28 protein-coding genes and 1 pseudogene are annotated in these 25593 nt (G+C 70.7%); 21 read left to right on the top strand and 8 right to left on the bottom strand.

What is annotated here, in order from left to right; genetic code table 11:
* The first annotated feature begins 22 nt into the window (after positions 1-22).
* Positions 23-1222, top strand: coding sequence for a hypothetical protein (locus tag ACSUPV_RS16145; RefSeq protein WP_436947728.1), 1200 nt, complete (start codon positions 23-25; stop codon positions 1220-1222).
* A gap of 123 nt (positions 1223-1345) precedes the next feature.
* Here ACSUPV_RS16145 and ACSUPV_RS16140 read toward each other — a convergent pair whose 3' ends face one another.
* Positions 1346-1732, bottom strand: a complete 387-nt coding sequence (locus ACSUPV_RS16140; protein ID WP_031118781.1) for a hypothetical protein — start codon at positions 1730-1732, stop codon at positions 1346-1348.
* Between the two features lie 234 nt (positions 1733-1966).
* Here ACSUPV_RS16140 and map point away from each other — a divergent pair, with 234 nt between their 5' ends.
* The 8 genes from map to truA all read left to right on the top strand — a co-directional run bounded on the left by map (position 1967) and on the right by truA (position 7338).
* Positions 1967-2803, top strand: a complete 837-nt coding sequence (gene map / locus ACSUPV_RS16135) for a type I methionyl aminopeptidase (protein ID WP_031118780.1) — start codon at positions 1967-1969, stop codon at positions 2801-2803.
* Between the two features lie 242 nt (positions 2804-3045).
* Complete coding sequence (gene infA, locus ACSUPV_RS16130) at positions 3046-3267, top strand: translation initiation factor IF-1 (protein WP_003948620.1); 222 nt, start codon at positions 3046-3048, stop codon at positions 3265-3267.
* Positions 3268-3326: 59 nt separating this feature from the next.
* Complete coding sequence (rpmJ, locus tag ACSUPV_RS16125; protein ID WP_004984509.1) at positions 3327-3440, top strand: 50S ribosomal protein L36; 114 nt, start codon at positions 3327-3329, stop codon at positions 3438-3440.
* 198 nt (positions 3441-3638) lie between these two features.
* Positions 3639-4019, top strand: coding sequence for a 30S ribosomal protein S13 (rpsM, locus tag ACSUPV_RS16120; RefSeq protein ID WP_010036675.1), 381 nt, complete (start codon positions 3639-3641; stop codon positions 4017-4019).
* A 64-nt stretch (positions 4020-4083) separates the two neighbouring features.
* Positions 4084-4488 (top strand): 30S ribosomal protein S11, encoded by a 405-nt coding sequence (gene rpsK / locus ACSUPV_RS16115; protein WP_003956432.1) that lies wholly within the window; start codon positions 4084-4086, stop codon positions 4486-4488.
* Between the two features lie 154 nt (positions 4489-4642).
* The gene (locus ACSUPV_RS16110; RefSeq protein ID WP_003966937.1) at positions 4643-5665 is read left to right on the top strand and encodes a DNA-directed RNA polymerase subunit alpha; all 1023 of its coding nucleotides are present in this window, start codon (positions 4643-4645) and stop codon (positions 5663-5665) included.
* A 167-nt stretch (positions 5666-5832) separates the two neighbouring features.
* Complete coding sequence (gene rplQ / locus ACSUPV_RS16105; RefSeq protein ID WP_436947727.1) at positions 5833-6339, top strand: 50S ribosomal protein L17; 507 nt, start codon at positions 5833-5835, stop codon at positions 6337-6339.
* A 144-nt stretch (positions 6340-6483) separates the two neighbouring features.
* Positions 6484-7338: a tRNA pseudouridine(38-40) synthase TruA gene (gene truA, locus ACSUPV_RS16100; RefSeq protein WP_436947726.1), complete on the top strand. Its 855-nt coding sequence runs from the start codon at positions 6484-6486 to the stop codon at positions 7336-7338.
* A 41-nt stretch (positions 7339-7379) separates the two neighbouring features.
* Here truA and ACSUPV_RS16095 read toward each other — a convergent pair whose 3' ends face one another.
* Positions 7380-8249: a hypothetical protein gene (locus ACSUPV_RS16095; RefSeq protein ID WP_037763675.1), complete on the bottom strand. Its 870-nt coding sequence runs from the start codon at positions 8247-8249 to the stop codon at positions 7380-7382.
* A 74-nt stretch (positions 8250-8323) separates the two neighbouring features.
* Here ACSUPV_RS16095 and ACSUPV_RS16090 point away from each other — a divergent pair, with 74 nt between their 5' ends.
* The 4 genes from ACSUPV_RS16090 to glmM all read left to right on the top strand — a co-directional run bounded on the left by ACSUPV_RS16090 (position 8324) and on the right by glmM (position 11372).
* Positions 8324-8635 carry a hypothetical protein gene (locus ACSUPV_RS16090; RefSeq protein ID WP_031118776.1) on the top strand — a complete coding sequence of 104 codons (312 nt, stop codon included), beginning with the start codon at positions 8324-8326 and terminating at the stop codon, positions 8633-8635.
* A gap of 214 nt (positions 8636-8849) precedes the next feature.
* On the top strand, positions 8850-9293 hold the full coding sequence (rplM, locus tag ACSUPV_RS16085; RefSeq protein ID WP_031118775.1) for a 50S ribosomal protein L13: 444 nt from the start codon (positions 8850-8852) through the stop codon (positions 9291-9293).
* Between the two features lie 42 nt (positions 9294-9335).
* Positions 9336-9848 carry a 30S ribosomal protein S9 gene (gene rpsI / locus ACSUPV_RS16080; RefSeq protein WP_031118774.1) on the top strand — a complete coding sequence of 171 codons (513 nt, stop codon included), beginning with the start codon at positions 9336-9338 and terminating at the stop codon, positions 9846-9848.
* 165 nt (positions 9849-10013) lie between these two features.
* Positions 10014-11372, top strand: a complete 1359-nt coding sequence (gene glmM / locus ACSUPV_RS16075; RefSeq protein WP_359784870.1) for a phosphoglucosamine mutase — start codon at positions 10014-10016, stop codon at positions 11370-11372.
* Positions 11373-11467: 95 nt separating this feature from the next.
* On the opposite strand, the gene ACSUPV_RS16070 is transcribed toward glmM, so the two are convergent.
* Complete coding sequence (locus ACSUPV_RS16070; RefSeq protein ID WP_031118771.1) at positions 11468-12400, bottom strand: DUF389 domain-containing protein; 933 nt, start codon at positions 12398-12400, stop codon at positions 11468-11470.
* Positions 12401-12431: 31 nt separating this feature from the next.
* Positions 12432-13400: a type I pantothenate kinase gene (coaA, locus tag ACSUPV_RS16065; protein WP_436949904.1), complete on the bottom strand. Its 969-nt coding sequence runs from the start codon at positions 13398-13400 to the stop codon at positions 12432-12434.
* Positions 13401-13593: 193 nt separating this feature from the next.
* On the opposite strand from coaA, the gene ACSUPV_RS16060 reads away from it, so the two are divergent.
* The 3 genes from ACSUPV_RS16060 (at position 13594) to glmS (ending at position 17352) form a co-directional block, all read left to right on the top strand.
* On the top strand, positions 13594-14601 hold the full coding sequence (locus ACSUPV_RS16060; protein WP_031118769.1) for a daunorubicin resistance protein DrrA family ABC transporter ATP-binding protein: 1008 nt from the start codon (positions 13594-13596) through the stop codon (positions 14599-14601).
* Positions 14598-15407 (top strand): ABC transporter permease, encoded by an 810-nt coding sequence (locus ACSUPV_RS16055; protein ID WP_031118768.1) that lies wholly within the window; start codon positions 14598-14600, stop codon positions 15405-15407. Before ACSUPV_RS16060 ends, ACSUPV_RS16055 begins: the two co-directional genes overlap by 4 nt.
* 97 nt (positions 15408-15504) lie before the next feature.
* A complete protein-coding gene (gene glmS / locus ACSUPV_RS16050; RefSeq protein ID WP_031118767.1) occupies positions 15505-17352 on the top strand; it encodes a glutamine--fructose-6-phosphate transaminase (isomerizing) in 1848 nt (615 codons plus the stop codon).
* A 106-nt stretch (positions 17353-17458) separates the two neighbouring features.
* On the opposite strand, the gene ACSUPV_RS16045 is transcribed toward glmS, so the two are convergent.
* Both ACSUPV_RS16045 and ACSUPV_RS16040 read right to left on the bottom strand, forming a co-directional pair.
* Positions 17459-17818 carry a hypothetical protein gene (locus ACSUPV_RS16045; RefSeq protein WP_359784877.1) on the bottom strand — a complete coding sequence of 120 codons (360 nt, stop codon included), beginning with the start codon at positions 17816-17818 and terminating at the stop codon, positions 17459-17461.
* Between the two features lie 101 nt (positions 17819-17919).
* Positions 17920-18576 (bottom strand): ankyrin repeat domain-containing protein, encoded by a 657-nt coding sequence (locus ACSUPV_RS16040; RefSeq protein ID WP_359784879.1) that lies wholly within the window; start codon positions 18574-18576, stop codon positions 17920-17922.
* A 75-nt stretch (positions 18577-18651) separates the two neighbouring features.
* Between ACSUPV_RS16040 and ACSUPV_RS16035 the strand changes: the two genes are divergently transcribed.
* The gene (locus ACSUPV_RS16035; RefSeq protein WP_031118764.1) at positions 18652-19023 is read left to right on the top strand and encodes a holo-ACP synthase; all 372 of its coding nucleotides are present in this window, start codon (positions 18652-18654) and stop codon (positions 19021-19023) included.
* 16 nt (positions 19024-19039) lie between these two features.
* Here the strand turns inward: ACSUPV_RS16035 and ACSUPV_RS16030 are convergent, their stop codons facing one another.
* A complete protein-coding gene (locus ACSUPV_RS16030; RefSeq protein WP_031118763.1) occupies positions 19040-19312 on the bottom strand; it encodes a hypothetical protein in 273 nt (90 codons plus the stop codon).
* 131 nt (positions 19313-19443) lie between these two features.
* On the opposite strand from ACSUPV_RS16030, the gene ACSUPV_RS16025 reads away from it, so the two are divergent.
* Positions 19444-20448, top strand: coding sequence for a BtrH N-terminal domain-containing protein (locus ACSUPV_RS16025; RefSeq protein ID WP_031118762.1), 1005 nt, complete (start codon positions 19444-19446; stop codon positions 20446-20448).
* Between the two features lie 51 nt (positions 20449-20499).
* On the opposite strand, the gene ACSUPV_RS16020 is transcribed toward ACSUPV_RS16025, so the two are convergent.
* Positions 20500-21654: a hypothetical protein gene (locus tag ACSUPV_RS16020; protein WP_436947725.1), complete on the bottom strand. Its 1155-nt coding sequence runs from the start codon at positions 21652-21654 to the stop codon at positions 20500-20502.
* 158 nt (positions 21655-21812) lie between these two features.
* On the opposite strand from ACSUPV_RS16020, the gene ACSUPV_RS16015 reads away from it, so the two are divergent.
* The 3 genes and pseudogenes from ACSUPV_RS16015 to alr all read left to right on the top strand — a co-directional run bounded on the left by ACSUPV_RS16015 (position 21813) and on the right by alr (position 25513).
* Positions 21813-23261 (top strand): NAD(P)H-hydrate dehydratase, encoded by a 1449-nt coding sequence (locus tag ACSUPV_RS16015; RefSeq protein ID WP_436947724.1) that lies wholly within the window; start codon positions 21813-21815, stop codon positions 23259-23261.
* Between the two features lie 257 nt (positions 23262-23518).
* Positions 23519-24285, top strand: a pseudogene (locus ACSUPV_RS16010) (L,D-transpeptidase).
* A 61-nt stretch (positions 24286-24346) separates the two neighbouring features.
* Positions 24347-25513 (top strand): alanine racemase, encoded by a 1167-nt coding sequence (gene alr / locus ACSUPV_RS16005; RefSeq protein WP_436947723.1) that lies wholly within the window; start codon positions 24347-24349, stop codon positions 25511-25513.
* Positions 25514-25593: the final 80 nt, after the last annotated feature.

The following is a 25593-nucleotide window of genomic DNA, read 5'->3' as shown; positions in this document are numbered from 1 at the left end:
GAAAGTGCTCTGCCGAGGAGGTATGGCCATCAAGCTCGAACAGTTGCCACGGCCCGACGATTCCACCGAGCGGGAGCAGCCGTCGCTGCTCCGCCGCAGGGGTCGCAGCCTGGTGGTCGCCGTGGTCGTCGTGGTCGCCGCAGTCATCGGGGCGTCGTTGGCCCTGACGGGCGGTGACCCGGAAGCGCAGTCCGAGGCCCCGGACGTGGTGGCCCGTCCGGACCAGTCCCCGCCGCGCGAGCTGATAGCCGCAGGGCAGGTCGCCGTCTCGGCGTACTACACGACGAAGCTCGTGCAGCAGCCGGGCGGGGACGCGGTGAACGCGCGTGAGTGGACTCTGTACAACACCGCGACCAAGCGGTACGAGAAGACCGACTGGGCCTGGCTCGATGTCGCTCCCGGGATGAAGACGGCCGCGGTGCTGGAGGGCGATCTGCCCGTCAAACGCATAGGCCTGATGGACCTGTCCACGGGCAAGGTCCAACGCTGGATCGAGGTCGACAAGGGCGTGGGCGGTGTGCAGTTCTCGCCGGACGGCGAGCGCCTGGTGGCGACGACGTACAACCACCACCCGGACGGCCTCTTCCAGGACGCGCCGGTGCGTGTGGAACGTGCGTCGGGGGGTGGCAAGGGTCAGGAGATGCCGGGGCCGAAGCAGAGCCGTACCGGCTTCTATGTCATCGATGTCGACTCCGGCCGGGCGGCATTCAGTGAGCGGCCGGCCAAGAAGGACAGTCTCGCGGCCATGGCCGGCACCGGGCGTCAGGACTTCACCTGGAGCCGTGACGGCAAGACGCTGTGGGAGCAGAGGCTCGACCGGCCGGGCAGGAACTACTACGACGTGAACGGCAGGCTGAAGTCGCTTCCGCAGCAGAAGACCGATCAGATCTTTCCGCCGGTGGCTACGTCCCCGGACGGAAAACTGGTGACCGGCGGCTTCGCGGGGAGCAAGGACGGCCAGATCGTCTCCGCGGTTCTGGACGCGAAGACCGGCAAGCGGAGCGCGGTCGTACCCGGACAGCAGCTTCTCGCGTGGGCGGACAACACCCACCTCATCGCCTGGCGGTGCGACCCCGGCCAGTGCCAGCCCGGCAAGGGTGAGTTCCGCAACCAGCTGGTCCTGGTCAGCCTGGACGACGACAAGGTGACACCGCTCTCGGGCTTCCGCAAAGCCCAGGTCGACTACGCCGGCCGCTGGAACCCGGTCTTCACCAGGCGCTGACCGTCGCCGCGGTCCCAGGTGGATGCGCACCTGGGACCGGCCACACCAAAAGCTCCGGCCGGTGCAGACGAATCGTTTGATCGTCTGCACCGGCCGGAGCTGAGCTCTCGGTGCCGAACGGGCCTACTCGTCGAAGTACCAGTCCGAGCGGACGCAGGAGCCGCTGCCGTTCCAGCAGATGGCCAGGCCGTGCGAGATGTTGCCTATCATGTCGTAGCCGTTGTCGGAGCGGTCGCAGCCGGCGTCTCCGCCGTCGTCTTCCTTGATGACCCACACCAGGCCGGTGCCACTGCTGTTGAGTCGCTCCAGGTACCCCGTGACGCCGTAGCCGTCAGCCAGCTTGTCGCAGACGGTGATGTCGTCACCATCGTCGTTGAACGTCACCGTGCCCCGGTTGCCGTACCAGAGGGGCCCCTCGTCGTCGGCCATGGCGGGCGAGGCCGCGGTGAAGCCGATCAGAGCGGCGACGGCACCGGCCGCGGCCATGCGGGACAGAGCTCTCTTGATCACTTGTACCCCCCGTTTTTTGAGGACCGTGTATCCGGTCCGGAATGTATGGAGCTGAGTGCTCGACCCGACATCGCCGGGTGGCAACTGCGAGGCTAGAGTGGCTGGTTGGGTTCGTCAACGATTTTGTTGCTGAGGGTGCAGGTGTGACTGCGCCCCGGTGCCCCGGCTTCGGCTCGCGTGGACGCGTATCGTGGAGGGGTTCACGTAAACCCGCGGCAGGAGGCGGCAGCCCAGATGGTGCAGATCAAGACCCCCGAGCAGATCGCCAAGATGCGTGAGGCGGGGCTGGTCGTCGCCGCCATCCACGCGGCGACCCGTGAGGCCGCCGTCCCCGGGGCCACGACGAAGGATCTGGACCAGGTCGCCCGCAAGGTGCTCGCCGAGCACGACGCCAAGCCGAACTTCCTCGGCTACGGCGGCTTCCCCGCGACCATCTGCACGTCCGTGAACGAGGTCGTCGTCCACGGCATCCCCTCCGACGACGTCGTCCTCAAGGACGGGGACGTCATCTCCATCGACTGCGGCGCGATCATCGACGGCTGGCACGGCGACGCGGCCTTCACCGCCTTCGTCGGCTCCGGTCACGCCCCGGAGCTGATCGAGCTCTCCCGGGTGACCGAGGAGTCGATGTGGGCCGGCATCGCGGCCATGAAGCAGGGCAACCGCCTGGTCGACGTCTCCCGGGCGATCGAGACGTACATCCGCCGCCAGCCGAAGCCGGGCGGCGGCAAGTACGGGATCATCGAGGACTACGGCGGGCACGGCATCGGCACCGAGATGCACATGGACCCGCACCTGCTGAACTATGTCGACCGGCGGCGGGGCAAGGGGCCGAAGCTGGTGCCCGGGTTCTGCCTCGCGATCGAGCCGATGGTGTCGCTGGGGACGCCGAAGACGGAGGTCCTGGAGGACGACTGGACGGTCGTCACCACGGACGGTACGTGGTCGTCGCACTGGGAGCACTCGGTGGCGCTGACGGAGCAGGGGCCGCTGGTGCTGACGTCTCCCGACGGGGGGAAGGCGAAGCTCGCCGAGCTGGGGATCACCGCGGCGCCGGACCCGCTGGGCTGAGCGCCGACGCCCTTCGGGGAGGGCGGTCGGGCCGGATGGCGGCTGCAGCTGCTTGGGGGCTGGTCGCGCAGGTCCCCGCGCCCCTTACGGGGCGCGCTTAAAGCTCTTGTGATCCGGGCAGACTGTCTCGATTCGTGTTTCCGAGGGGCCTGACGTAGACTGACTCGTCGGCTCTTGTGTACCCGCATGCCTGCATGCGCTCGCACGGAGTCGATCAAGGTAGTCGATTCGAAGGGCGAAGCGTGGCCAAGAAGCAAGGTGCCATCGAGATCGAGGGCACTGTCGTCGAGTCTCTGCCGAACGCCATGTTCAAGGTCGAGCTCCAGAACGGCCACCAGGTCCTGGCACACATCAGCGGCAAGATGCGTATGCACTACATCCGCATCCTCCCTGACGACCGGGTCGTGGTGGAGCTGTCTCCGTACGACCTGACGCGTGGGCGGATCGTCTACCGCTACAAGTAGATCTTGCCTGTGCCCCGGCTTCCCGGGGTGGTGGCACTGACCCGGAGAACCTCACACCCATGAAGGTCAAGCCGAGCGTCAAGAAGATCTGCGACAAGTGCAGGGTGATCCGCCGTCACGGCCGGGTCATGATCATCTGCGAGAACCCGCGCCACAAGCAGCGCCAGGGCTGACGCACGATCGATCGCTCCCTCTGCATCCATCGCAGAGTTTCGCGCGACGCAAGCTGAATATGTTCATACGCAGGATCCAGGCGGACGGCTGTCCGTCTGACACCCCCGGTTCGGAGGCCGGGGACCCAGTTCGTACCTGGTACGGCGGCTGGGAGTCGGTTCTGCGGAAGACCTCCGACAAGTAACTGGAGCCATTGAATGGCACGCGTTTCCGGTGTTGACATCCCGCGCGACAAGCGCGTGGAGATCGCCCTCACCTACGTGTTCGGCATCGGCCGGACCCTCTCCCAGCAGACGCTGGCCGCCACCGGCGTGGACCCGAACACCCGTGTTCGTGACCTCTCCGAGGAGCAGCTGGTCGCGATCCGCGAGTACGTCGACAACAACATCAAGACCGAGGGTGACCTCCGTCGCGAGATCCAGGCCGACATCCGCCGCAAGGTCGAGATCGGTACCTACCAGGGTCTGCGTCACCGCCGCGGTCTGCCCGTCCGCGGTCAGCGCACCAGCACCAACGCCCGCACCCGCAAGGGCCCGCGTCGCGCCATCGCCGGTAAGAAGAAGCCGGGCAAGAAGTAGTCCTCAGCGGACGCTCGTCAGCGGTCTTCGCTGCAGGACCGACCACCTCCCGTAGGAGTTATAGATGCCCCCCAAGGGACGTCAGGGCGCTGCCAAGAAGGTGCGCCGCAAGGAAAAGAAGAACGTCGCTCACGGCCACGCGCACATCAAGAGCACGTTCAACAACACGATCGTCTCGATCACGGACCCGTCCGGCAACGTGATCTCCTGGGCCTCCGCCGGCCACGTCGGCTTCAAGGGCTCCCGGAAGTCCACGCCGTTCGCCGCGCAGATGGCCGCCGAGTCGGCCGCCCGCCGCGCCCAGGAGCACGGCATGCGCAAGGTCGACGTGTTCGTCAAGGGCCCGGGTTCCGGTCGTGAGACCGCCATCCGCTCCCTGCAGGCCACGGGCCTCGAGGTCGGCTCCATCCAGGACGTCACCCCGACCCCGCACAACGGCTGCCGTCCGCCGAAGCGCCGCCGCGTCTGACGCGTCGCCTTCGGGTTCACGGTTTTCGGGCGGTACGGCTCCGTAAAAGGGCCGTATCGCCCGTACCCTTGCAGTACCCGTCCCTTTCTGTCGGGGACGGTTCAAGTCGGGCGTCAAATAGCGGGCGCCCCCGACTGAAGGATCTGATCCACACATGCTGATCGCTCAGCGTCCCTCGTTGACCGAAGAGGTCGTCGACGAGTTCCGCTCCCGGTTCGTGATCGAGCCGCTGGAGCCGGGCTTCGGCTACACCCTCGGCAACTCCCTGCGCCGGACCCTCCTCTCCTCGATCCCGGGTGCGGCGGTCACGTCCATCCGCATCGACGGTGTCCTGCACGAGTTCACCACCGTGCCGGGCGTCAAGGAGGACGTCACCGACCTGATCCTCAACATCAAGCAGCTGGTCGTCTCCTCGGAGCACGACGAGCCGGTCGTGATGTACCTGCGCAAGCAGGGCCCGGGTCTGGTCACCGCCGCCGACATCGCGCCCCCGGCCGGTGTCGAGGTGCACAACCCCGACCTCGTCCTCGCCACGCTCAACGGCAAGGGCAAGCTGGAGATGGAGCTGACGGTCGAGCGCGGCCGCGGTTACGTCTCCGCCGTGCAGAACAAGCAGGTCGGCCAGGAGATCGGCCGTATCCCGGTCGACTCCATCTACTCGCCGGTTCTGAAGGTCACGTACAAGGTCGAGGCCACGCGTGTCGAGCAGCGCACCGACTTCGACAAGCTGATCGTCGACGTCGAGACGAAGCAGGCGATGCGTCCGCGTGACGCCATGGCCTCCGCCGGTAAGACCCTGGTCGAGCTGTTCGGTCTCGCCCGCGAGCTGAACATCGACGCCGAGGGCATCGACATGGGTCCGTCCCCGACGGACGCTGCGCTCGCCGCGGATCTTGCTCTGCCGATCGAGGAGCTCGAGCTCACCGTTCGGTCGTACAACTGCCTCAAGCGTGAGGGCATCCACTCCGTGGGTGAGCTCGTCGCTCGTTCCGAGGCCGACCTCCTCGACATTCGTAACTTCGGTGCGAAGTCGATCGACGAGGTCAAGGCGAAGCTGGCGGGTATGGGCCTGGCGCTGAAGGACTCGCCTCCCGGGTTCGACCCGACCGCTGCGGCGGACGCGTTCGGTGCCGATGACGACGCTGACGCCGGTTTCGTGGAGACCGAGCAGTACTGATTCGGCTGCCGGTCCGTTGTGGCTGGTCGCACAGTTCCCCGCGCCCCTTACGGGGCGCGGTCCCTTCCGGAGTTGAAAAGAACCCCGGATCTCTGACAGACAACCGTCTGCTCAGATACTGACCCCGGTACCTGATACGGCCGGGGCAGACACCTAGGAGAAACACCATGCCGAAGCCCACCAAGGGTGCCCGTATGGGCGGCAGCGCCGCGCACGAGAAGCTGATGCTCGCGAACCTCGCGAAGTCGCTGTTCGAGCACGGTCGTATCACCACCACCGAGGCCAAGGCGCGCAAGCTGCGGCCGTACGCCGAGCGTCTGGTCACCAAGGCGAAGAAGGGCGACCTTCACAACCGCCGTCAGGTGCTCCAGGTCATCACGGACAAGAGCGTCGTCCACACGCTCTTCACCGAGATCGGCCCGCGCTACGAGAACCGTCCGGGTGGCTACACCCGCATCACCAAGATCGGCAACCGCCGTGGCGACAACGCGCCCATGGCCGTCATCGAGCTGGTCGAGGGTCTGACGGTGGCGCAGGAGGCGACCGGCGAGGCCGAGGCCGCGACCAAGCGCGCGGTCAAGGAAGACGCCCTCAAGAAGGACGAGGCCGCGGAGGCCAAGACCGACGAGGGCACCGAGGCCGAGGCTCCCGCCGAGGAGTCGAAGGACGCCTGAGCGTCTGCCCGGGGGCTGAGCGTGGGCGGCCGCGGGTTCGTGGTGGCTTGTCGCGCAGTTCCCCGCGCCCCTTCGAGGGCGTTGGCGGGTCCGTTCCCTTTCGAGGGGGCGGGCCCGTCTTTGCGTTGGTGAGAGGATCCAGGGGTGAGTGAGGAAGTGGCACCCGGTCATGTCCGGGTACGGCTCGATCTGTCGTACGACGGGAGCGAGTTCTCCGGGTGGGCCAAGCAGGCCGGGGGGCGGCGGACCGTGCAGGGGGAGATCGAGGACGCCCTGCGGACCGTGACGCGGTCGCGGGAGACGTACGAACTGACCGTGGCGGGGCGCACCGATGCCGGGGTGCACGCCCGGGGGCAGGTCGCGCATGTGGACCTGCCGCGTGAGGTGTGGGCCGAGCACCACCAGAAGCTCCTGAAGAGGCTCGCCGGGCGGCTGCCCCGGGACGTGCGGGTCTGGGCCCTCAGGGAGGCGCCCAGTGGCTTCAACGCCCGTTTCTCGGCGGTCTGGAGGCGATACGCGTACCGGGTCACCGACAACCCCGGGGGCGTCGACCCGCTGCTGCGCAACCATGTGCTGTGGCACGACTGGCCGTTGGACGTCGACGCCATGAACGAGGCGGCGCGGCGGCTGCTCGGGGAGCACGACTTCGCCGCCTACTGCAAGAAGCGGGAGGGCGCGACGACGATCCGGACGCTGCAGGAGCTGAGTCTCGTCAAGGGCGGCGACGGCATCATCACCGCGACCGTGCGGGCCGACGCCTTCTGCCACAACATGGTGCGCTCGCTCATCGGGGCGCTGCTGTTCGTAGGCGACGGACACCGCCCCGCCGACTGGCCCCGGAAGGTGCTCGACGCCGGCGTCCGGGACTCCGCCGTGCACGTCGTACGGCCGCACGGCCTGACGCTGGAGGAGGTCGGCTACCCGGCCGACGAACTGCTCGCCGCGCGCAACAAGGAGGCGCGGAACAAGCGGTCGCTGCCGTCGGCGGGGTGCTGCTGAGGCGGTGGGGTGCTGCTGAGGCGGTGGGGTGCTGCTGAGGCCTACTGGTCGGCGGCGGCGGACGCCTGGACCTGGCCGCGGCGGTGGATCTGGTCGATCGTGAACTGGGCCAGGTCGTTGCCGGCCTTGAAGACCGCGGTGTCCTGGGGCGTCACGTCCTTGCCGTTGGTGAAGCCGGCGTTGGTGAAGTAGGCGTAGCGGCCGTAGGAGTTGCCGGTCGTGCGGCAGAAGCCGGACTCGCAGAAGGGCTTCACGCCGCCGCCGGAGAGCGACTTCACGAAGCTCCTCTTGTTGGTCTGGCTCCTGGCCTTGGCGGCCTGGGCCTCGGTGTCGAAGACCGCCACACCGACCGTCACGGCGATGCCGTCCTTGGAGTAGGTGGCACGTATCAGGCGGGTGCAGCCGTTCCCGGTGAGGGCCTTGGGGAGCGTGCCGCCGGTCGCCGAGGCGCAGTTCCTGGTGTCGGCGGTGGGGCCCTTCTTGTACAACGTCCCGGCCATGGTCAGCTGGGTACCGGGGAAGAGGGTGTCCGGGCTGAGCGGGGCCTTGTCCTTCTTCGCGCTGGAGATGAAGTCCTTCGGGTCCAGCGGGGGCGGGGCGCTGGTCGGGGCGAACGACGGGGCCGAGGGCGAGCCGCTCGGGATGTCCGCGGAGGGCAGGGAGGCGGGGTTGTTCGCCTGGTCGTCGCCGCCCGCCGAGACCACGGCCACGGCGACGGCGGCACCGATCGCGACGGTGGCGAGCGCGCCACCGCCGACCAGCAGCAGCCGGCGTCGTTTGTTGCGGGCCTCGGACGCCTCGGCGAGCGCGGCCCAGTCCGGAGATTGGCCGCCGCCGCTGTTCCACGGCTGCTGCGACTGCGGTTTCCAGGGATCCCACTGGGACTGAGGTCCCCCCTGCCCAAAGCTCATGGGGCGCATCTTAGACGGGACATGGGGTGTGCTGGTCCGCCCCGAGCGACCCCGGAGCCCCTAGCGTTCCTCCCATGACAACGGGCAAAGGCGACATCTGCGGGTGGTTGGGGCGACTGCTGCCGGCTGTGGTGCTGCTGGTGTGCCTGTCGGCGTGGCTGCCGGCCGGACTCGGGGTGTGGCCGTCGGTCCTGGTCGGGGTGGTGCGGGCGTCCCGTCGCCCGCGCGGTGGCGGTTCCCTGCTGCGGTGGGGAGCCGGGATGTGCGCCGACGTGGTGCTGTCGTCGGTGGCGCCGTTCGTGCGGCCGGTGCGGCGGCGGACGCTGCGGAGAGCCGTCACCGTGTGTGCCGTCCTGTGCCTGTCCGTGGCCGACCGGGGGCGGTGATCCCGCGTTTTGACCCTTGTCGAACACCCCGGTATTCTGCTTGTTCGTTGTGTATTGGCTTGCTCATTCTCACGGGACGGGCCCTTACACCGGTCCACCGGGCCGATGACCAGCGACCAGCACGCGGTTTGCGTCACCGCAGTGCGGTCAAGGCTGTCGTGATCGTTTCGGTGACCTGTTCAGGACCATTCACTCGAAGCGAAGGCTACGAACCGTGCGTACGTACAGCCCCAAGCCCGGCGATGTGACGCGCCAGTGGCACGTCATTGACGCTCAGGACGTCGTCCTGGGCCGTCTCGCCTCCACCGCGGCCACCCTTCTGCGGGGCAAGCACAAGCCGATCTACGCGCCGCACGTCGACGCTGGTGACTTCGTCATCATCATCAACGCCGACAAGGTGCACCTCTCCGGCAACAAGCGGACCCAGAAGATGGCGTACCGCCACTCCGGCTACCCGGGTGGTCTGCGCTCCGTCCGCTACGACGAGCTGCTTGACAAGAACCCCGAGAAGGCCATCGAGAAGGCCGTCAAGGGCATGCTCCCCAAGAACTCCCTGGGCCGTCAGATGCTCTCGAAGCTGAAGGTCTACAAGGGTGACCAGCACCCGCACGGCGCGCAGCAGCCGCAGCCGTACGAGATCACCCAGGTCGCGCAGTAAGTCCGGCCACCCCCTAAGACTGAAGAGAATCTGAGGAGAATCGTGGCCGAGACCACTGCCGAGCAGCCGCTCGAAGAGCTTGACATCGACAGCTACACCACCGAGTCCGAGGTGCCCGTGGAGGGCGAGTACACCTCGGAGTCCATGGCGTCCCGCTTCGGCGAGCCCCAGCCGGCCGCCGGCCTGGGCCGTCGCAAGAACGCCATCGCCCGCGTCCGGATCGTCCCGGGCACCGGCAAGTGGAAGATCAACGGTCGCACCCTCGAGGACTACTTCCCGAACAAGGTGCACCAGCAGGAAGTCAACGAGCCCTTCAAGGTGCTGGAGCTCGAGGGCCGCTACGACGTCGTCGCCCGCATCGCCGGTGGCGGTGTCTCCGGTCAGGCCGGTGCGCTCCGTCTCGGTGTCGCCCGCGCGCTGAACGAGGCCGACGTGGACAACAACCGCGGCCCGCTGAAGAAGGCCGGCTTCCTCCGCCGCGACGACCGTGCGGTCGAGCGCAAGAAGGCCGGTCTGAAGAAGGCCCGCAAGGCTCCGCAGTACAGCAAGCGCTAATCGCGTCGCCTGTCCTGGCGACTGGCTTCGCAACGATCGCCCCGGCGGCACGGACTGTGCTGCCGGGGCGGTTCGTTTACACAACCCCTACCGCCCCCGGACAGTCTCAGGGATGTACTTGGGGATGTGAGCCGCATTCTCTTCAGCAATTCGGAGGACAGCACAGTGGGACGACTCTTCGGCACGGACGGCGTGCGCGGTGTCGCCAACGCGGATCTGACGGCGGAGATGGCCCTGGGCCTCTCCGTGGCCGCGGCGCACGTACTGGCCGAGGCGGGCACGTTCGAGGGACACCGGCCGACGGCGGTCGTCGGGCGTGACCCGCGCGCGTCCGGGGAGTTCCTGGAGGCCGCCGTGGTCGCGGGCCTCGCCAGCGCCGGCGTGGACGTCCTGCGGGTCGGTGTGCTGCCGACGCCCGCGGTGGCGTTCCTGACCGGATCGCTCGGCGCCGACCTGGGCGTGATGCTCTCCGCGAGCCACAACGCCATGCCCGACAACGGCATCAAGTTCTTCGCCCGTGGTGGTCACAAGCTCGCCGACGAGCTGGAGGACCGGATCGAGTCCGTCTACGAGGAGCACCGCACCGGCGCCCCGTGGGACCGGCCGACCGGTGCCGGCGTGGGCCGGGTGCGCGAGTACGGCGAGGGCTTCGACCGCTACGTCGAGCACCTGCTGGGCGTCCTGCCGAACCGGCTCGAAGGGCTGAAGGTCGTCCTCGACGAGGCGCACGGCGCCGCCGCCCGGGTTTCGCCCGAGGCGTTCCGGCGGGCCGGTGCCGAGGTCGTCACGATCGGGGCCGAGCCGGACGGGCTCAACATCAACGACGGATGCGGCTCCACCCACCTGGACCTGCTCAAGGCCGCCGTCCTCGAGCACGGGGCCGACCTCGGCATCGCGCACGACGGTGACGCCGACCGGTGCCTCGCCGTGGACCACACCGGCGAGGAGGTGGACGGGGACCAGATCCTCGCCGTGCTCGCCCTCGCCATGCGGGAGCAGTCCGCGCTGCGGTCCGACACGGTCGTGGCCACCGTGATGTCCAACCTGGGCTTCAAGCTGGCCATGGAGCGCGAGGGCATCCGGCTGGTGCAGACCGCCGTGGGCGACCGGTACGTGCTGGAGGAGATGAAGGAGCACGGGTTCGCCCTCGGGGGCGAGCAGTCCGGGCACGTGATCGTCCTCGACCACGCGACGACCGGGGACGGCACGCTGACCGGGCTGCTGCTGGCCGCCCGGGTCGCCGGGAGCGGGCGTTCGCTGCGGGAGCTGGCCTCCGTGATGGAGCGGCTGCCGCAGGTGCTGATCAATGTGCCGGACGTGGACAAGTCGCGGGTGAAGACGTCCGCGGAGCTGGCTTCGGCGGTGGCCGATGCCGAGCGGGAGCTCGGGGCTACGGGGCGGGTGCTGTTGCGTCCCTCCGGGACCGAGCCGTTGGTGCGGGTGATGGTCGAGGCGGCGGATATCGAGCAGGCTCGGTCTGTCGCCGGGCGGCTGGCCGATGCGGTGAAGTCCGCGCTGGGGTGATGAGCGGGTCTGGGGTGGGGGGTTCTGTGGTGGGCGGGCTGCGGGTTGTGTGTGGCTGGTCGCGCAGTTCCCCGCGCCCCTGAGGGAGCTGCTCCTCAGGGCGTGTTCTTGCGTTGTCCGGACCAGAACCACCTTTGGGCCGCCAGTGTGGCCGTGCCCGCGAGGATGATGCCCAGCAGGTTCAGCAGGAGTTGCTCCGTGGAGCCCCAGGTCTGTTTCATGTTGCCGTAGCTCAGGGCCACGGCCGCGTTCGCGGCGGCCGGGACCGTGGTCACGGAGATGGCCACGCCGACCAGGGCGCCCGACTTGGCCGACGTCAGGGAGAGGGTGCCGGCGATGCCGGCCAGGACCGCCACGACGAAGGAGAACCAGTCGGGGGCGTAGATGAAGCCGGTGTTGGGGCGGTCGGCCCTCAGCAGGTCCTTGCTGAACAGGTCGACCGCGTCCATGAAGAGGCTGAAGCCGACCGTCACCGCCATCGCCGCCGCGAAACCCACGAGCAGGGCGATCAGCGAGCGCGCGGCGAGGTGTGGCCGGCGGCGGACGATCGCCGTGCAGATGCCGGCGAGCGGGCCGAACTCCGGGCCCACCGCCATGGCGCCCACGATCAGGATCGCGTTGTCCAGGACCACGCCGCAGGCCGCGATCATCGTGGCGAGCGTGATGAACGCCAGGTACGTGACGGAGAGCGTCGACTCCTCGTGCGTCGCGTCGGTCAGGTGCTCCCACAGGACCGCGTCCGCGCCCTCGCCGGGCGCGTCGGCCTCGGCCTTCTCGGCCCGCTCGGACAGGGACAGGTCGATGGACTCGACGGCGATGGAACCGCTGGTGTCGAGGCCCAGCTCCCGCAGCCCGGCGAGCAGGTCGTCGCCGGCCTCGCGCGCCACGTCGCACATCACCACGTCCCCGGCGGGGTCGCGGGCGCAGTCCGGAAGCACGACGAGGTGCGTGGTGCCGACCGTCTTCTCGATCAGCCGCACCACGTCGTCGGTCTTCTCGTGCGGAGTGATCAGGCGCAGATGGAGCATGGCGACCATCTAAGCGGCCTTCCGCCGGATCTCACAGCTTGCGCAGGCTCAGCCGCTGCACCTTGTGGTCCGGGCCCTTGCGCAGCACGAGCGTGGCGCGGCCGCGGGTGGGGGCGATGTTCTCGACCAGGTTGGGCCGGTTGATCGTGCGCCACATCGTCCGGGCGTAGTCGAGGGCCTCCTCCTCCGAGACCTGCGTGTACTTGCGGAAGTACGAGGAGGGGTTCTGGAAGGCGGTGGCGCGCAGTTTCCGGAAGCGGTTGAGGTACCACTGCTCGATGTCCTCGACGCGGGCGTCGACGTACACGCTGAAGTCGAAGTAGTCGGCGAGGCCGACCCGGGTGCGGCCGTCCTTGCCGGGCAGGGCGGGCTGGAGGACGTTCAGGCCCTCGACGATCAGGATGTCGGGGCGGCGGACCGTGAGCCGCCTGTCGGGGACGATGTCGTAGATCAGGTGGGAGTAGACGGGGGCGGTGACCTCGTCCTTACCGGCCTTGATGTCGGCGACGAAGCGGGTCAGCGCCCGGCGGTCGTAGGACTCGGGGAAACCTTTCCGCGACATCAGGCCGCGGACCTGGAGTTCCTTGGTGGGCAGCAGGAAGCCGTCGGTGGTGACCAGCTCGACGCGCGGGTGCTCGGGCCAGCGCGAGAGCAGGGCCTGGAGGAGGCGGGCCACCGTCGACTTGCCCACGGCGACCGAACCGGCGACGCCTATGACGAACGGGGTGCCGGACTGGGAGCCCTGCTCGCCGAGGAACGTGTTCAGCGCCCCTCTGAGGCCGTCGGTGGCACGCACGTAGAGGTTGAGGAGCCGCGACAGCGGGAGATAGATGTCCCGCACCTCGTCGAGGTCGATGACGTCGCCGAGACCGCGCAGCTTCTCGACCTCCTCGGCCGTCAGCGGCAGCGGCGTCTTGTCGCGCAGCGCGCTCCACTCGGCTCGGGTGAGGTCGACGTAGGGAGTCGCCTCCGGGCGGGGCCGGTGGGCGCTCCGGGGCATCGAGGAGACCGGAGAGATCACAGTCCATTGTTACGGGCGTACGAACGGACGGTGAGGTGGGATCCGTCACGCGGGCTTTTCAGGCCTTCCCTGGGGGAGAAATCCGGCCAAGGGATGGAATGTCAGTGGCGTGCGTCACAGTTGTGGGGAGGGTGGGCCCAGCCCGGGGTCCACCGACCCCGAGGGGTGACCCATGACGTATGCGATAGAGGCGGAAGGCCTGGTCAAACGGTTCCGGGAGACCGAGGCGCTGGCCGGTGTCGATCTGGCGGCCCGCAAGGGCACGGTGCTCGGGCTGCTGGGTCCCAACGGTGCGGGGAAGACGACGGCGGTGCGGATCTTCGCCACGCTGCTGCGGCCCGACGGGGGCCGGGCCAGGGTGGCCGGACACGACGTGGTCCGGGAGGCCGGGGTGGTGCGCTCCCTGGTCGGGCTGACCGGGCAGTACGCGGCGGTCGACGAGAACCTCACCGGCACGGAGAACCTGCTGCTCATCGGGCGGTTGCTGGGGCTGCCGAGGCGGGAGGCCAAGGCGCGGGCGGGTGAGCTGCTGGAGCGCTTCCAGCTGACGCACGCGGCGGGACGGGCCGCGAAGACCTTTTCGGGCGGCATGCGCCGGCGGCTGGACCTCGCGGCCAGCCTCGTCGGCCGGCCCAGCATCCTCTTCCTCGACGAGCCGACCACCGGCCTCGACCCGCACAGCCGCGGTGAGCTGTGGGACCTGCTGCGCGGCCTGATCGCGGACGGGGCGACCGCTCTGCTGACCACGCAGTACCTGAACGAGGCCGATGTGCTCGCCGACGACATCGTGGTGATCGACAAGGGCCGGGTGATCGCCGAGGGCACGCCCGACCGGCTGAAGGCGCAGGTCGGCGGGCAGGTGCTGGAGCTGCGGCCGATCCTCGGGCAGGACCTGGAACGGGCGCACGCGCTGGTGGCGGGGGCCGCCGGCTCCGAGGCCCGGATCGAGGGCGAGACGGTCACCGCCCCGGTGAAGGACCCGGAGCTGATGCCGGCCGTGGTGCGCGCGCTGGACCGGGAGGGGATCGCCGTCGGCGAGCTGGCCCTGCGCCGCTCCTCGCTCGACGAGGTCTTCCTCGCGCTGACCGGCCACCGGGCCGAACCGGGCGACCCCCAGGAGGACGGCGGCGCGGCCGTCCGGGACGACGGCGAGCTGGAGAAGGCGGTGAGCCGGTCATGACCGCGACCACGATCACCGCCCCGGTCACGGGGTCGGGCCGGGTGCCCGCCCTGGCCGGACTGCGGCAGACCTTCACCATGGCCTGGCGGAGCCTGGTCGCCGTCAAGCACAACCCGCTCGAACTGGTCGACTACAGCATCACGCCGATCATGTTCGTGTTCCTCTTCACCTATGTGCTGGGCGGGCAGATGGCGGGGTCGCCCGACGCGTACCTGAAGTACGCGCTGCCCGGGATCATCGTGCAGAACACCCTGTTCATGACGATGTACACGGCGATGGCCCTCAACACCGACCTCACCAAGGGCGTCTTCGACCGGCTGCGCAGTCTGCCCATCGCCCGCTCCGCCCCGCTCATCGGGCGGATCACTGCGGACCTCGCCAAGCACGTGTGGGCGATGCTGCTGATGATCGGCCTCGGACTGGCGCTCGGTTTCCGCGTCACGGGCGGCTTCGGCGGGTTCCTGCTCGGGGTGCTGCTGGTGGTGGTGTTCGCGGCGGCCGTGTCGTGGAGCGCCGTGCTGATCGGGATGCTGGCCGGTGACGCGGAGAAGGTGCAGGCGTTCGCCTTCACCCTGATCTTCCCGATCACCTTCACCAGCAGCGCGTTCGTCGTCGTCGACACCATGCCGGGCTGGCTCCAGGCGTGGAGCGACGTGAACCCGGTCACGCATCTGTCCGACGCCTTCCGCGGGCTGCTGCTCGGCGGGCCGGTGGCGGAACCGGTGCTGTGGTCCCTGGTCTGGGCGGCGGGGATCGCCCTCGTCTTCTATCCGCTGGCCATGAGGGCGTATCGCGCGAAGGTCTGACAGCGGGGCACCGAGCTGTTCGTACCCCGGTGGGAATTTCCGATTTCGGGCACGCAACGGCCCGTTCGGCACGGGAATCGACCCTAAGCTGCCGCCCATGTGTGGAATCGTGGGATACGTGGGGCCGCAGTCGGCGCTCGAGGTCGTGATGGCCGGGCTGAAGCGGCTGGAGTACCGGGGCTACGACTCGGCGGGTGTCGCCGTCCTGGCCGACGGCGGGCTCGCGACGGCCAAGAAGGCCGGCAAGCTCCTCAACCTGGAGAAGGAACTGGACGGCAGGCCGCTGCCGACGGGCGCGACGGGCATCGGCCACACCCGGTGGGCCACCCACGGCGGCCCGACGGACGCCAACGCCCACCCGCACATCGACAACGCGGGCCGCGTCGCCGTCGTGCACAACGGCATCATCGAGAACTTCGCCGCCCTGCGGGCCGAGTTGGAGGAGCGGGGGCACGCGTTGTCCTCCGAGACCGACACCGAGGTCGTGGCGCATCTGCTCGCCGAGGAGTTCTCCTCCTGCGCGGACCTCGCCGAGGCGATGCGACTGGTGTGCCGACGGCTGGAGGGCGCGTTCACGCTGGTCGCGGTGCACGCCGACGAGCCCGACGTGGTCGTCGGCGCCCGGCGGAACTCCCCGCTGGTGGTGGGCGTCGGCGAGGGCGAGGCCTTCCTCGCCTCGGACGTCGCCGCGTTCATCGCCCACACGCGCTCCGCGATCGAGCTGGGCCAGGACCAGGTGGTGGAGCTGCGCCGGGACGGCGTGACCGTGACGGGCTTCGACGGCCGCCCGGCCGACGTCCGCTCCTACCACGTCGACTGGGACGCCTCGGCCGCCGAGAAGGGCGGCTACGACTACTTCATGCTGAAGGAGATCGCCGAGCAGCCCAAGGCGGTCGCCGACACCCTGCTGGGCCGGATCGACGGCTCCGGTTCGCTGACCCTGGACGAGGTGCGGATCCCGCCGCGGGTGCTGCGCGAGATCGACAAGATCGTCGTCGTCGCCTGCGGTACGGCCTTCCACGCCGGGATGATCGCCAAGTACGCCATCGAGCACTGGACGCGGATCCCGTGCGAGGTGGAGCTGGCCAGCGAGTTCCGCTACCGGGACCCGATCCTGGACGCGCAGACCCTGGTCATCGCCATCTCCCAGTCCGGCGAGACCATGGACACGCTGATGGCGCTGCGGCACGCCCGCGAGCAGGGCTCCAAGGTGCTGGCGATCTGCAACACCAACGGCTCGACGATCCCGCGCGAGTCTGACGCGGTGCTGTACACGCACGCCGGGCCGGAGGTCGCCGTCGCCTCCACCAAGGCGTTCCTCACGCAGCTCGTGGCCTGCTACCTGGTCGCGCTGTACCTGGGCCAGGTGCGGGGCACCAAGTGGGGCGACGAGATCCGGGCGGTGATCCGGGACCTGTCGTCGATCTCCGGCGCGGTGGAGCGGGTGCTCGGCACCATGGAGCCCGTCCGCGAGCTGGCGCGCACGCTCGCCTCCAAGAACACGGTGCTGTTCCTCGGGCGGCACGTCGGCTACCCCGTCGCCCTGGAGGGAGCGCTGAAGCTCAAGGAACTCGCCTACATGCACGCCGAGGGGTTCGCGGCGGGTGAGCTGAAGCACGGGCCGATCGCGCTGATCGAGGAGGATCTGCCGGTGGTCGTGGTCGTCCCCTCGCCCCGGGGACGGTCCGTGTTGCACGACAAGATCGTGTCCAACATCCAGGAGATCCGGGCCCGGGGGGCACGGACGATCGTCATCGCGGAGGAGGGGGACGAGGCGGTCGTGCCGTACGCGGACCACCTGGTCCGGATCCCGGCCACGCCGACCCTGCTGCAGCCGCTGGTGGCCACGGTGCCGCTCCAGGTGTTCGCGTGCGAGCTGGCGACGGCGCGGGGGAACGAGGTGGACCAGCCTCGGAACCTGGCCAAGTCGGTGACGGTGGAGTGAGGCGGGGGAGCGAGCGCGCCGCCGTGCCCGGCGCGTGAACAGGGGGCGAACGGCTCGGTTCCGTTCGCCCCCCTCGGTCAGCCGGTCAGGCCTCAGCCGCTCCGACTCAGATGGGCAGGCAGGTCGCCGGGACCCAGCCTTCCTTGCTGGTGCTGTTGGGACCGCCGAAGTACCACTTGTTGCTCTTCTTGCCGCAGGCCTTGTAGCTGCCACCGGTGGTGGGCTTGCGGTCGCCGAAGCAGACCCCGCCCTTCTGGCCCTTGTTCCAGGTGCCGACAGCGGTGGCGCTCGTCTTGGGCGCGCTGCGGAGGTTGACGGTCGCCTTGGGCTTCACGTTGACCAGCGCGCTGCTGCAGTCCGGCTTCGTCGCCGCGGTGGCGGTGCCGGCGGTGGCGACGGCGCCGGTGAAGGCCGTGGCCACGAGGGCCGCAGTGGTCAGTGCGGAGCCCAGAGATTTCAACTGCAAAGCTGTTTCCTCCCGTTGCGTGCGATGCCGTTTGCACATCGCGGTCATCGCGAACTGTACAAGGGGGAGGGGGAGTTCAAGATCGGGGGCTCGGCATACGGCTAGGTCCAGGGCAGCGGTGGCTTCGGGCTGAAGGGGAGCTTGGTCCAGCCGTCCGGGGTCACCTGGTAGAAGTCCCCGAGGTAAGAGTCCATCCGCGAACTGCCGTGCACGTGCACCATGTCCGCGTGCAGGCGGTAGTGGAAGCCGCCCATCATGCCGACCACCCGGAAGAAGATCCGCACGTCCATGCCCTCCGTCAGAGGGGCCAGTGGTGGCAGGAGGTGCTCGATCTCGTCGAAGCAGCTGCCGGTGCGCTCCCGCAGCATTGCGTGGAAGTGGCGCTCCAACGCGTCGGCGGGGGCGGGGAGTTGCCGGACCGCGACCGGCTCCAGCAGTTCCAGCAGCTGCGTGTGGCCCCGATCCCGTGCGATGTCCACAGGGAGCCGTCCGTCCCGGGTGCGCTGTGTGCGCCAGGCGCCGTGCGCGATCAGCCGGGAGACGACCCCGATGCCGGCGCCGTGCCAGGCGGCCTGGTGCAGCGGCGCGAATCCGCTGCGGTTGCCGGGGCGGGCGAGGTTGACCCGCTCGGGATGCTCCGCCAGCTCCCCGAACACGCCGTCCCAGTCGGCGTCCCGGGCCAGGTCCGCGAACCGGTCGCGCTCCTTCAGGTACCAGTCGTTGTAGCGCCCGCGGTCGGTGAGGCCGTCCCATTCCATGCCGATCATGCTAGGCGGCGGGCGGGGAGGCGGTGCGGGCGGGGAACGCCCCGGCAGGACCGTAGGGTGCTGGGCATGAGCATCATCGGGGTCGGGATCGACGTCGCCGAGATCGATCGGTTCGCGGCGTCCTTGGAGCGCACGCCCGCGCTGGCCGAGCGGCTTTTCCTGGAACGGGAGTTGCTGCTGCCCAGCGGGGAGCGGCGGGGTGTCGCCTCGCTGGCCGCGCGGTTCGCCGCCAAGGAGGCGCTGGCCAAGGCGCTCGGCGCTCCGGGCGGGCTGCTGTGGACCGACGCCGAGGTGTTCGTCGAGGACAGTGGGCAGCCCCGGCTGCGGGTGGCCGGGACGGTGGCCGCCCGGGCCGCCGAGCTGGGGGTGCGGTCCTGGCACGTGTCGTTGAGCCATGACGCGGGGGTGGCCTCCGCCGTCGTGATCGCGGAGGGGTGAGCGGCTTCCTCCGGTTCTAGGCCATGCCCCACAGGAGCAGGACCGTGCCGAGGAGGCCCACCGTGCCCAGGGTCGTACCGGCCGCCGCCGTCCACATGCGGCCCGTGCCCTGGCGGGCGTGGTGGACGCCCATCGCCCCGAAGGTGATGGCGAGCGCCCCGGCGATCACCGTCCATGGGATGAGGAACGCCCAGGTACCGGCTGCGGAGAAGGCGCCGAGGACGAGGGACGTGGGGCCGAGGGCGGTGGCGGGTGTGTCGGTGCCGGTGGGTGCGGTGGATCCGGACATGCTCGTTCCCCCTACTTTTGAACAAGTTCAAATCGTACGTCGAGCATACCGCCGCAGGGCCGCGGCCCGGCCGAAACCCCGCAGGAGGAATCGATGACCCTGCTCACCGTCCCCGTCCGGGAGGGCGCGGTATGACGACCGTGGAAGGCGTCGAGGCGCGCGGGACGCAGCACTGCGAGACGACGGCCCTGGGCGTGCTGCTGCGGCACGAAGGGCTCGATCTGTCGGAGCCCATGCTCTTCGGCCTCGGCTCCGGCCTCTCCTTCGTCTACTGGGACGGCAAGGCCATGGACTTCCCGTTCCTCGGGGGACGGGTGAAGCCGTTCGAGCTCACGAGGAACCTCGCGGACCGGCTCGGCCTGGAACTGCTCGTCAGGGAGACCTCGTCCCCACGCCGGGCCTGGGAGAACGTCGCGGGCCCGGTGGACGCCGGGCGGCCCGTCGGACTGCAGCTCGACAGCCACCACCTGGACTACTTCACCTCGAAGGTCCACTTCGGCGGGCATGTCGTCGCCCTGTACGGATACGACGAGCGCGACGCCTTCCTGGTGGACACCGAGCAGCAGGGCGGAGCGGTCTCCACCAGCCGGGACAGTCTCGCCCGGGCCAGGGCCGCGCGCGGGCCGATGACCGCCAGGCACCGGTCCTTCACGCTCGCCGTCCCGGAGAACGCGCCCTCCCCCGAGGCGGGGATCGTGCCCGCCGTCACCGCCTGCGCGCACGCCTTCCTCCACCCGCCGATCGCCAACCTCGGCCACCGGGGCATCGAGAAGGCCGGCAAGCTCGTGCGCACCTGGCTCCGGCGCGCCGACGACCCCGGGCGGGACCTGCCGCAGGCCGCCGCCCTGATGGAGAAGGCCGGTACCGGCGGCGCCCTGTTCCGGAACCTCTACCGCGACTTCCTCGCCGAGTGCGCCGCATCGCTCGACAGCCGGCACCTGCGCACCGGTCACCGGCTGTACGCCGAGGCGGCCGGCCTGTGGACGGACGTCGCCGCGCTCGTCGCGCGCGCCGGTACGTCCGGGGACGAGCGGTGCCTCGTGGAGGCGGGCGCCGTCCTCGGGGACATCGCGCGCGTGGAGCGCGACGCCATGCGGGCGTTGAGCCTCCTCGGGGACGGAGCCTCCGCCGGGTGAGGACGGAGCCTGCGCCGGGCAGGGCGGAGGCTCCGGGGCGGCCGGGCCCGGTCAGCAGATCGACTGGCTGCTGTTCACCCGGGTGATGTTGCGGAACGTCGTGTTCTCGCCACAGGGGCTCTCCCGGATGGACGAGTTGGTGACCGTCAGGTTCTGGATGGTGATGTCCCTGTTGTTCGGGAACTCCGAGCGCGCGGCCAGCCGCAGTTCGCCGCCGCCCGTGATCGTGCCGCTGTGCGCCGCGAGGTTGACGTTGTAGCAGTTCTCGATCAGGACCGAGTTGTTGCCGGTGTTGGAGAGCGTCACCTTGTCGATGACGGCCCCGCCGCTCTCCGACACGCAGAACACGCCGCGTCCGCCGCCGCGCGCTATCACCTCGCCGACCCGGATGTTGGTGGGGTAGCCGCTGCCGACCCGGCCGTTGCGGTTGGCCATGCGGAAGGCGGCGTAGCCGGTGCCCGTGCCCGCGTTCTCCGCGTCCACCTTGGTGACGTTGGCGTTGATGGTCTGGTTGAGGAGCAGGCCCGACTCGCCGACGTTGCGGGCCGTCACCGTGCCGATGGTGATGCCGTCGACGCCGTAGGTCTCGACCGCGTGGCTGGACGCGCCGGAGACGTAGACGTTGTCGATGCGGACGTTGCGCGTCCACTGGCTGGTGTCGCCGCGGTTGTCGATGCGGACGCCCAGGCCCCGGGAGAGGCGCATGTCGATCTGGCCGAGCACCACGTTCTGGACGTTGCGCAGGAAGATGCCGTACAGCGGGGTGCCGGTGAGCTTGAGGTTCTGGACCTCGACGTCACGGGTGCCGCGCGAGTAGACCGGCGCCTGGTCGCCCGAGCCGGTGCCGGTGACGTTGATGGTGCCGCAGACGTCGAGGACGGTGTAGCTCGGGAGCGAGATGCGGGAGCCCGCCGAGATCGAGCCCGAGCCGCGGACCACGACCCGTTCCTTCGACGTGCGCCCGGCGGAGAGGCTGTTGACCGCCGCCTGGACGGCGGCGCGCATGTCGGTGCCGGTGTAGACCGTGCTGCCGCCGCGCCGGGCGGTCCAGTTGCTGCCGCTCTGCACGGCCTCGGCCTGGTACGAGCCGTCCCCGCAGGCCAGCGCTCGCGTGGGGGCGGCCGTGGCGGGGGCGGTGAGGGTGCCGGCGGCGGTGAGGAGGGCGGTGGCACCGGCGGCGGCGAGGAATGCGGCTCTGCGTCCCATGAGGGCCTCGGTTTCGTCGAACGTGGGGGGTGTGCAAGCGCTTTCTGCGCGCCGGGAGTCTGGCAAAGGGACGGCAAAGCGTCAATGGATGCGACACGGACCGGAGTTGCGCGGGATGCGGGGGAGTGGCCGGGCGGTCGTACGGGAAACTCGACCGCATGCGGAGTGCGTACAGCGTGGAGACGGTCAGGACCGCCGAACGGGAGCTGATGGCGCGGCTGCCGGAGGGGGCGCTGATGCAGCGCGCCGCCGCCGGGCTCGCCGCGGCCTGCGCCGACCTGCTGGGGCGGGTGTACGGCAGCCGGGTCGTCCTGCTGGTCGGCAGCGGCGACAACGGAGGTGACGCGCTGTTCGCCGGGGCCCGGCTGGCCCGGCGCGGTGCCGGGGTCACGGCGGTGCTGCTCGCTCCGGAGCGGGCGCATGCGGCGGGGCTCGCGGCGTTGCGGCGGGCCGGGGGCCGGGCCGTGGGGGCCGGCGAGGCGGTCGGGGCCGGTGGGGTCGAGGAGCTGGTCGAGCGGGCCGATCTCGTCGTCGACGGCATCGTCGGGATCGGCGGGAAGGGCGGGCTGCGGCCGGACGCGGTGCCGCTGGCCGCCGCGGCCGAGCGGTCGCGGGGCGCCGTGGTCGCCGTCGACCTGCCGAGCGGGGTCGACGTCGACACCGGGGAGGTGCGGGGCGCCGCCGTCCGGGCCGATCTGACGGTGACGTTCGGGACGCACAAGCCGGGGCTGCTCATCGACCCGGCGCGGGAGTACGCGGGGTCGGTGCGGCTGGTCGACATCGGGCTGGAGCTGCCGGTCGAGCCGGAGCTGGAGGCGTTGCAGCACGTGGACGTGGCCCGGCTGCTGCCGGTGCCGCGGGCGGAGAGCGACAAGTACCGGCGGGGGGTCGTCGGGATCGCCGCCGGGTCGGCGCGGTACCCGGGGGCCGCCGTGCTGGCGGTCGCCGGGGCGCTGCGGGGCGGGGCCGGGGCCGTGCGGTACGTCGGGCCGGCCGCGGACGCGGTCATCGCGCGGTTTCCCGAGACGCTCGTGTCGGACCAGGGGCCGAAGCACGCGGGGCGGGTGCAGGCGTGGGTCGTCGGGCCGGGGGCCGGGGACGACGCGGCGACGGTGGGGGAGGTGCTGGCGGCGGAGGTGCCGGTGCTCATCGACGCGGACGGGTTGCGGTTGGCGGACGCGGGGGTCGTACGGGGGCGCCGGGCGCCGACGCTGATGACGCCGCACGCCGGGGAGGCGGCGGCGCTGCTGGGGGTGGAGCGCGGGGAGGTCGAGGGGGCCCGGCTGGCGGCGGTGCGGGAGCTGGCGGGGCAGTACGGGGCGACGGTGCTGCTGAAGGGATCGACGACGCTGGTCGCCGACTCGGGGGGCGGGGCGGTGCGGGTGAATCCGACGGGGACGTCCTGGCTGGCCACGGCGGGCAGCGGGGACGTGCTGTCGGGTCTGGCGGGATCGCTGCTGGCGGCGGGGCTCTCGGCGGTGGACGCGGGGAGTGCGGGGGCGTATGTGCACGGGCTCGCCGGGCGGCTGGCGGCGGAGGGGGCGCCGGTGGGGGCGCACGATGTGGCGGCGGCGATTCCGGAGGCCTGGCGGAATGTCCTGGGGTGAGGTGACGTCTGGGGGCGGCCCCAGGCCCCCGCTGAGGTGACCTCTGGGGGCTGCCGCCCCCAGACCCCCGCTTCGGCCTGAACGGCCTCGTCCTCAAGCGCCGGACGGGCTGAATGTGGCTGAGCGGGCCCGGGCAGCCTCTGGTGTGGGCTGATGCCTCTGGGTGACCCCTGCCGCGCGGCGACCCGGCGGCTCCTGCGGCGCGCGTTTCTCTGATCGTATGGCCCCCGGACGCCACCGGCCGTGCCCTCGCCCTCCTGCTCGCTCTCGTCGCCGCGCTGCCCGTCGGTGTCGCCGGTGCCGCTTCCGTGCCGCCCGCTCCCGGGCCCCTGGGCGAGCTGGTCCCGGGGGTCGCGCCGGGGCCGGCGCAGCCCTGGTCCGTGGACACGCCCGACCAGGCGCTGGCGCCGGTGGTGTACGCGCCGTCGGCCGAGGAGGACGCCGTCGAGCCGCGCCGGGCGGTGCCGGGGACGTACGCGCTCGTCGAGTACGTGCCGTTGGGGAGGCGGTCGCGCAGGTGAGCTGTACGCGGAAGGCGGGGCCGTATCAGCGGCAGGTCGAGCGGTGGCTGGGGCTGCGGGTGGACGGGAGGCAGTCGGCGGCGGACTGCCGGGCCATCCGGGCGTTCCAGGTGCGGCAGGGGATCAAGCCGGCCATCGGGTTCGCCGGGCCGGTGACCTGCGTGGATCTCAGCTGGCAGCTGATGGGGGTGCAGAAGGGCAGGACGGTCGTGTTCGGGGCGGCGCCCATCCGCAGCGGGCGGGCCGGGTACCGGACGCGGGCCGGGTGGCACAAGATCTACTGGCGGCACAAGAACCACTGGTCGACGCTGTACAACACGCCGATGCCGTACTCCCGGTTCTTCAGCGGCGGGCAGGCCTTCCACGGCGTCTACGGCAGCCTGCACACCGGCGTCGGCTCGATGGGCTGCGTGAACCTCACCGTGGGTGACGCCCGGCGGCTGTGGGGCGTGCTGAAGAAGGGCGACCGGGTGTTCGTGTGGGGGCGGCGGCCGGGGACGTAGGCGACCTGCTGGCGGGCCCGCTGCCTCGGGGGTGTCGGGGCCCTCTGAGACACTGGGCGCGATGAGCGAGAGAACAGCCCCGCGGACCGCGACCCTGCGGGCCCGCGCCGAGATCGACCTGGCCGCCCTGCGGGCCAACGTGCGGGCCCTGCGCGCCCACGCGCCGGGCGCTGCCCTGATGGCCGTGGTGAAGTCCGAGGCGTACGGCCACGGGGCTGTGCCGTGCGCCCGCGCCGCCGTCGCCGCGGGGGCGAGCTGGCTGGGCACGGCCACGCCCGAGGAGGCCCTCGCCCTGCGGGCCGCCGGGCTGCCGGGCCGCATCATGTGCTGGCTGTGGACGCCCGGCGGGCCCTGGCGCGAGGCGATCGAGGCCGATCTGGACGTGTCCGTCGGCGGGATGTGGGCCCTGGAGGAGGTCACCCGGGCCGCCCGGGGGGCCGATCGGCCCGCTCGCGTGCAGCTCAAGGCCGACACGGGGCTCGGGCGGGGCGGCTGCCCGCCCGGCGACTGGGCCGACCTGGTCCGCGCTGCGCTGCGCGCCGAGTCCGAGGGGCTGCTGCGCGTCACGGGGCTGTGGTCGCACTTCGCCTGTGCCGACGAGCCCGGCCACCCCTCCATCGCCGCCCAGCTCGACCGCTTCCGCGAGATGGTCGCGCACGCCGAGCGGCAGGGCGTCCGGCCCGAGGTCCGGCACATCGCCAACTCGCCGGCCACGCTCACCCTCCCGGAGAGCCACTTCGACCTGGTCCGCACCGGCATCGCCACCTACGGCATCTCGCCCAGCCCCGAGCTCGGCACCCCGGCCGACTTCGGACTGCGCCCGGTGATGACGCTGTCGGCCTCGCTGGCCCTGGTCAAGCAGGTCCCGGGCGGGCACGGCGTCAGCTACGGGCACCGGTACGTCACGCCCGGGGAGACCACCCTCGGCCTCGTCCCGCTCGGCTACGCCGACGGCATCCCGCGCCACGCCTCCTCGGCCGGCCCGGTGCTGGTCGAGGGCAAGTGGCGGACGATCGCGGGGCGGGTCGCCATGGACCAGTTCGTCGTCGACCTGGGCGGCGACGCGCCCGCGCCGGGCGCCGAGGCCGTTCTCTTCGGGCCCGGGGACCGTGGGGAGCCCACCGCCGAGGACTGGGCGCAGGCGGCCGGAACCATCGCCTACGAGATCGTGACCCGGATCGGAACGCGCGTTCCCCGCGTCTATGTGAATGAGGAACAGGACGGGTAACTCGAACCAGTGGGACTGGTCACCCGGGGAACGAAAGGCACCCGGGTAACAGCAGCAACACCAGCCACACGGCATCATCC

It is taken from the genome of Streptomyces sp. SudanB52_2052 (genome assembly GCF_964272415.1).
GTDB lineage: Bacteria > Actinomycetota > Actinomycetes > Streptomycetales > Streptomycetaceae > Streptomyces > Streptomyces olindensis.
The sequence above is the reverse complement of the archived record's forward strand: the minus strand, read 5'-3'. Positions and strand labels throughout refer to the sequence as shown.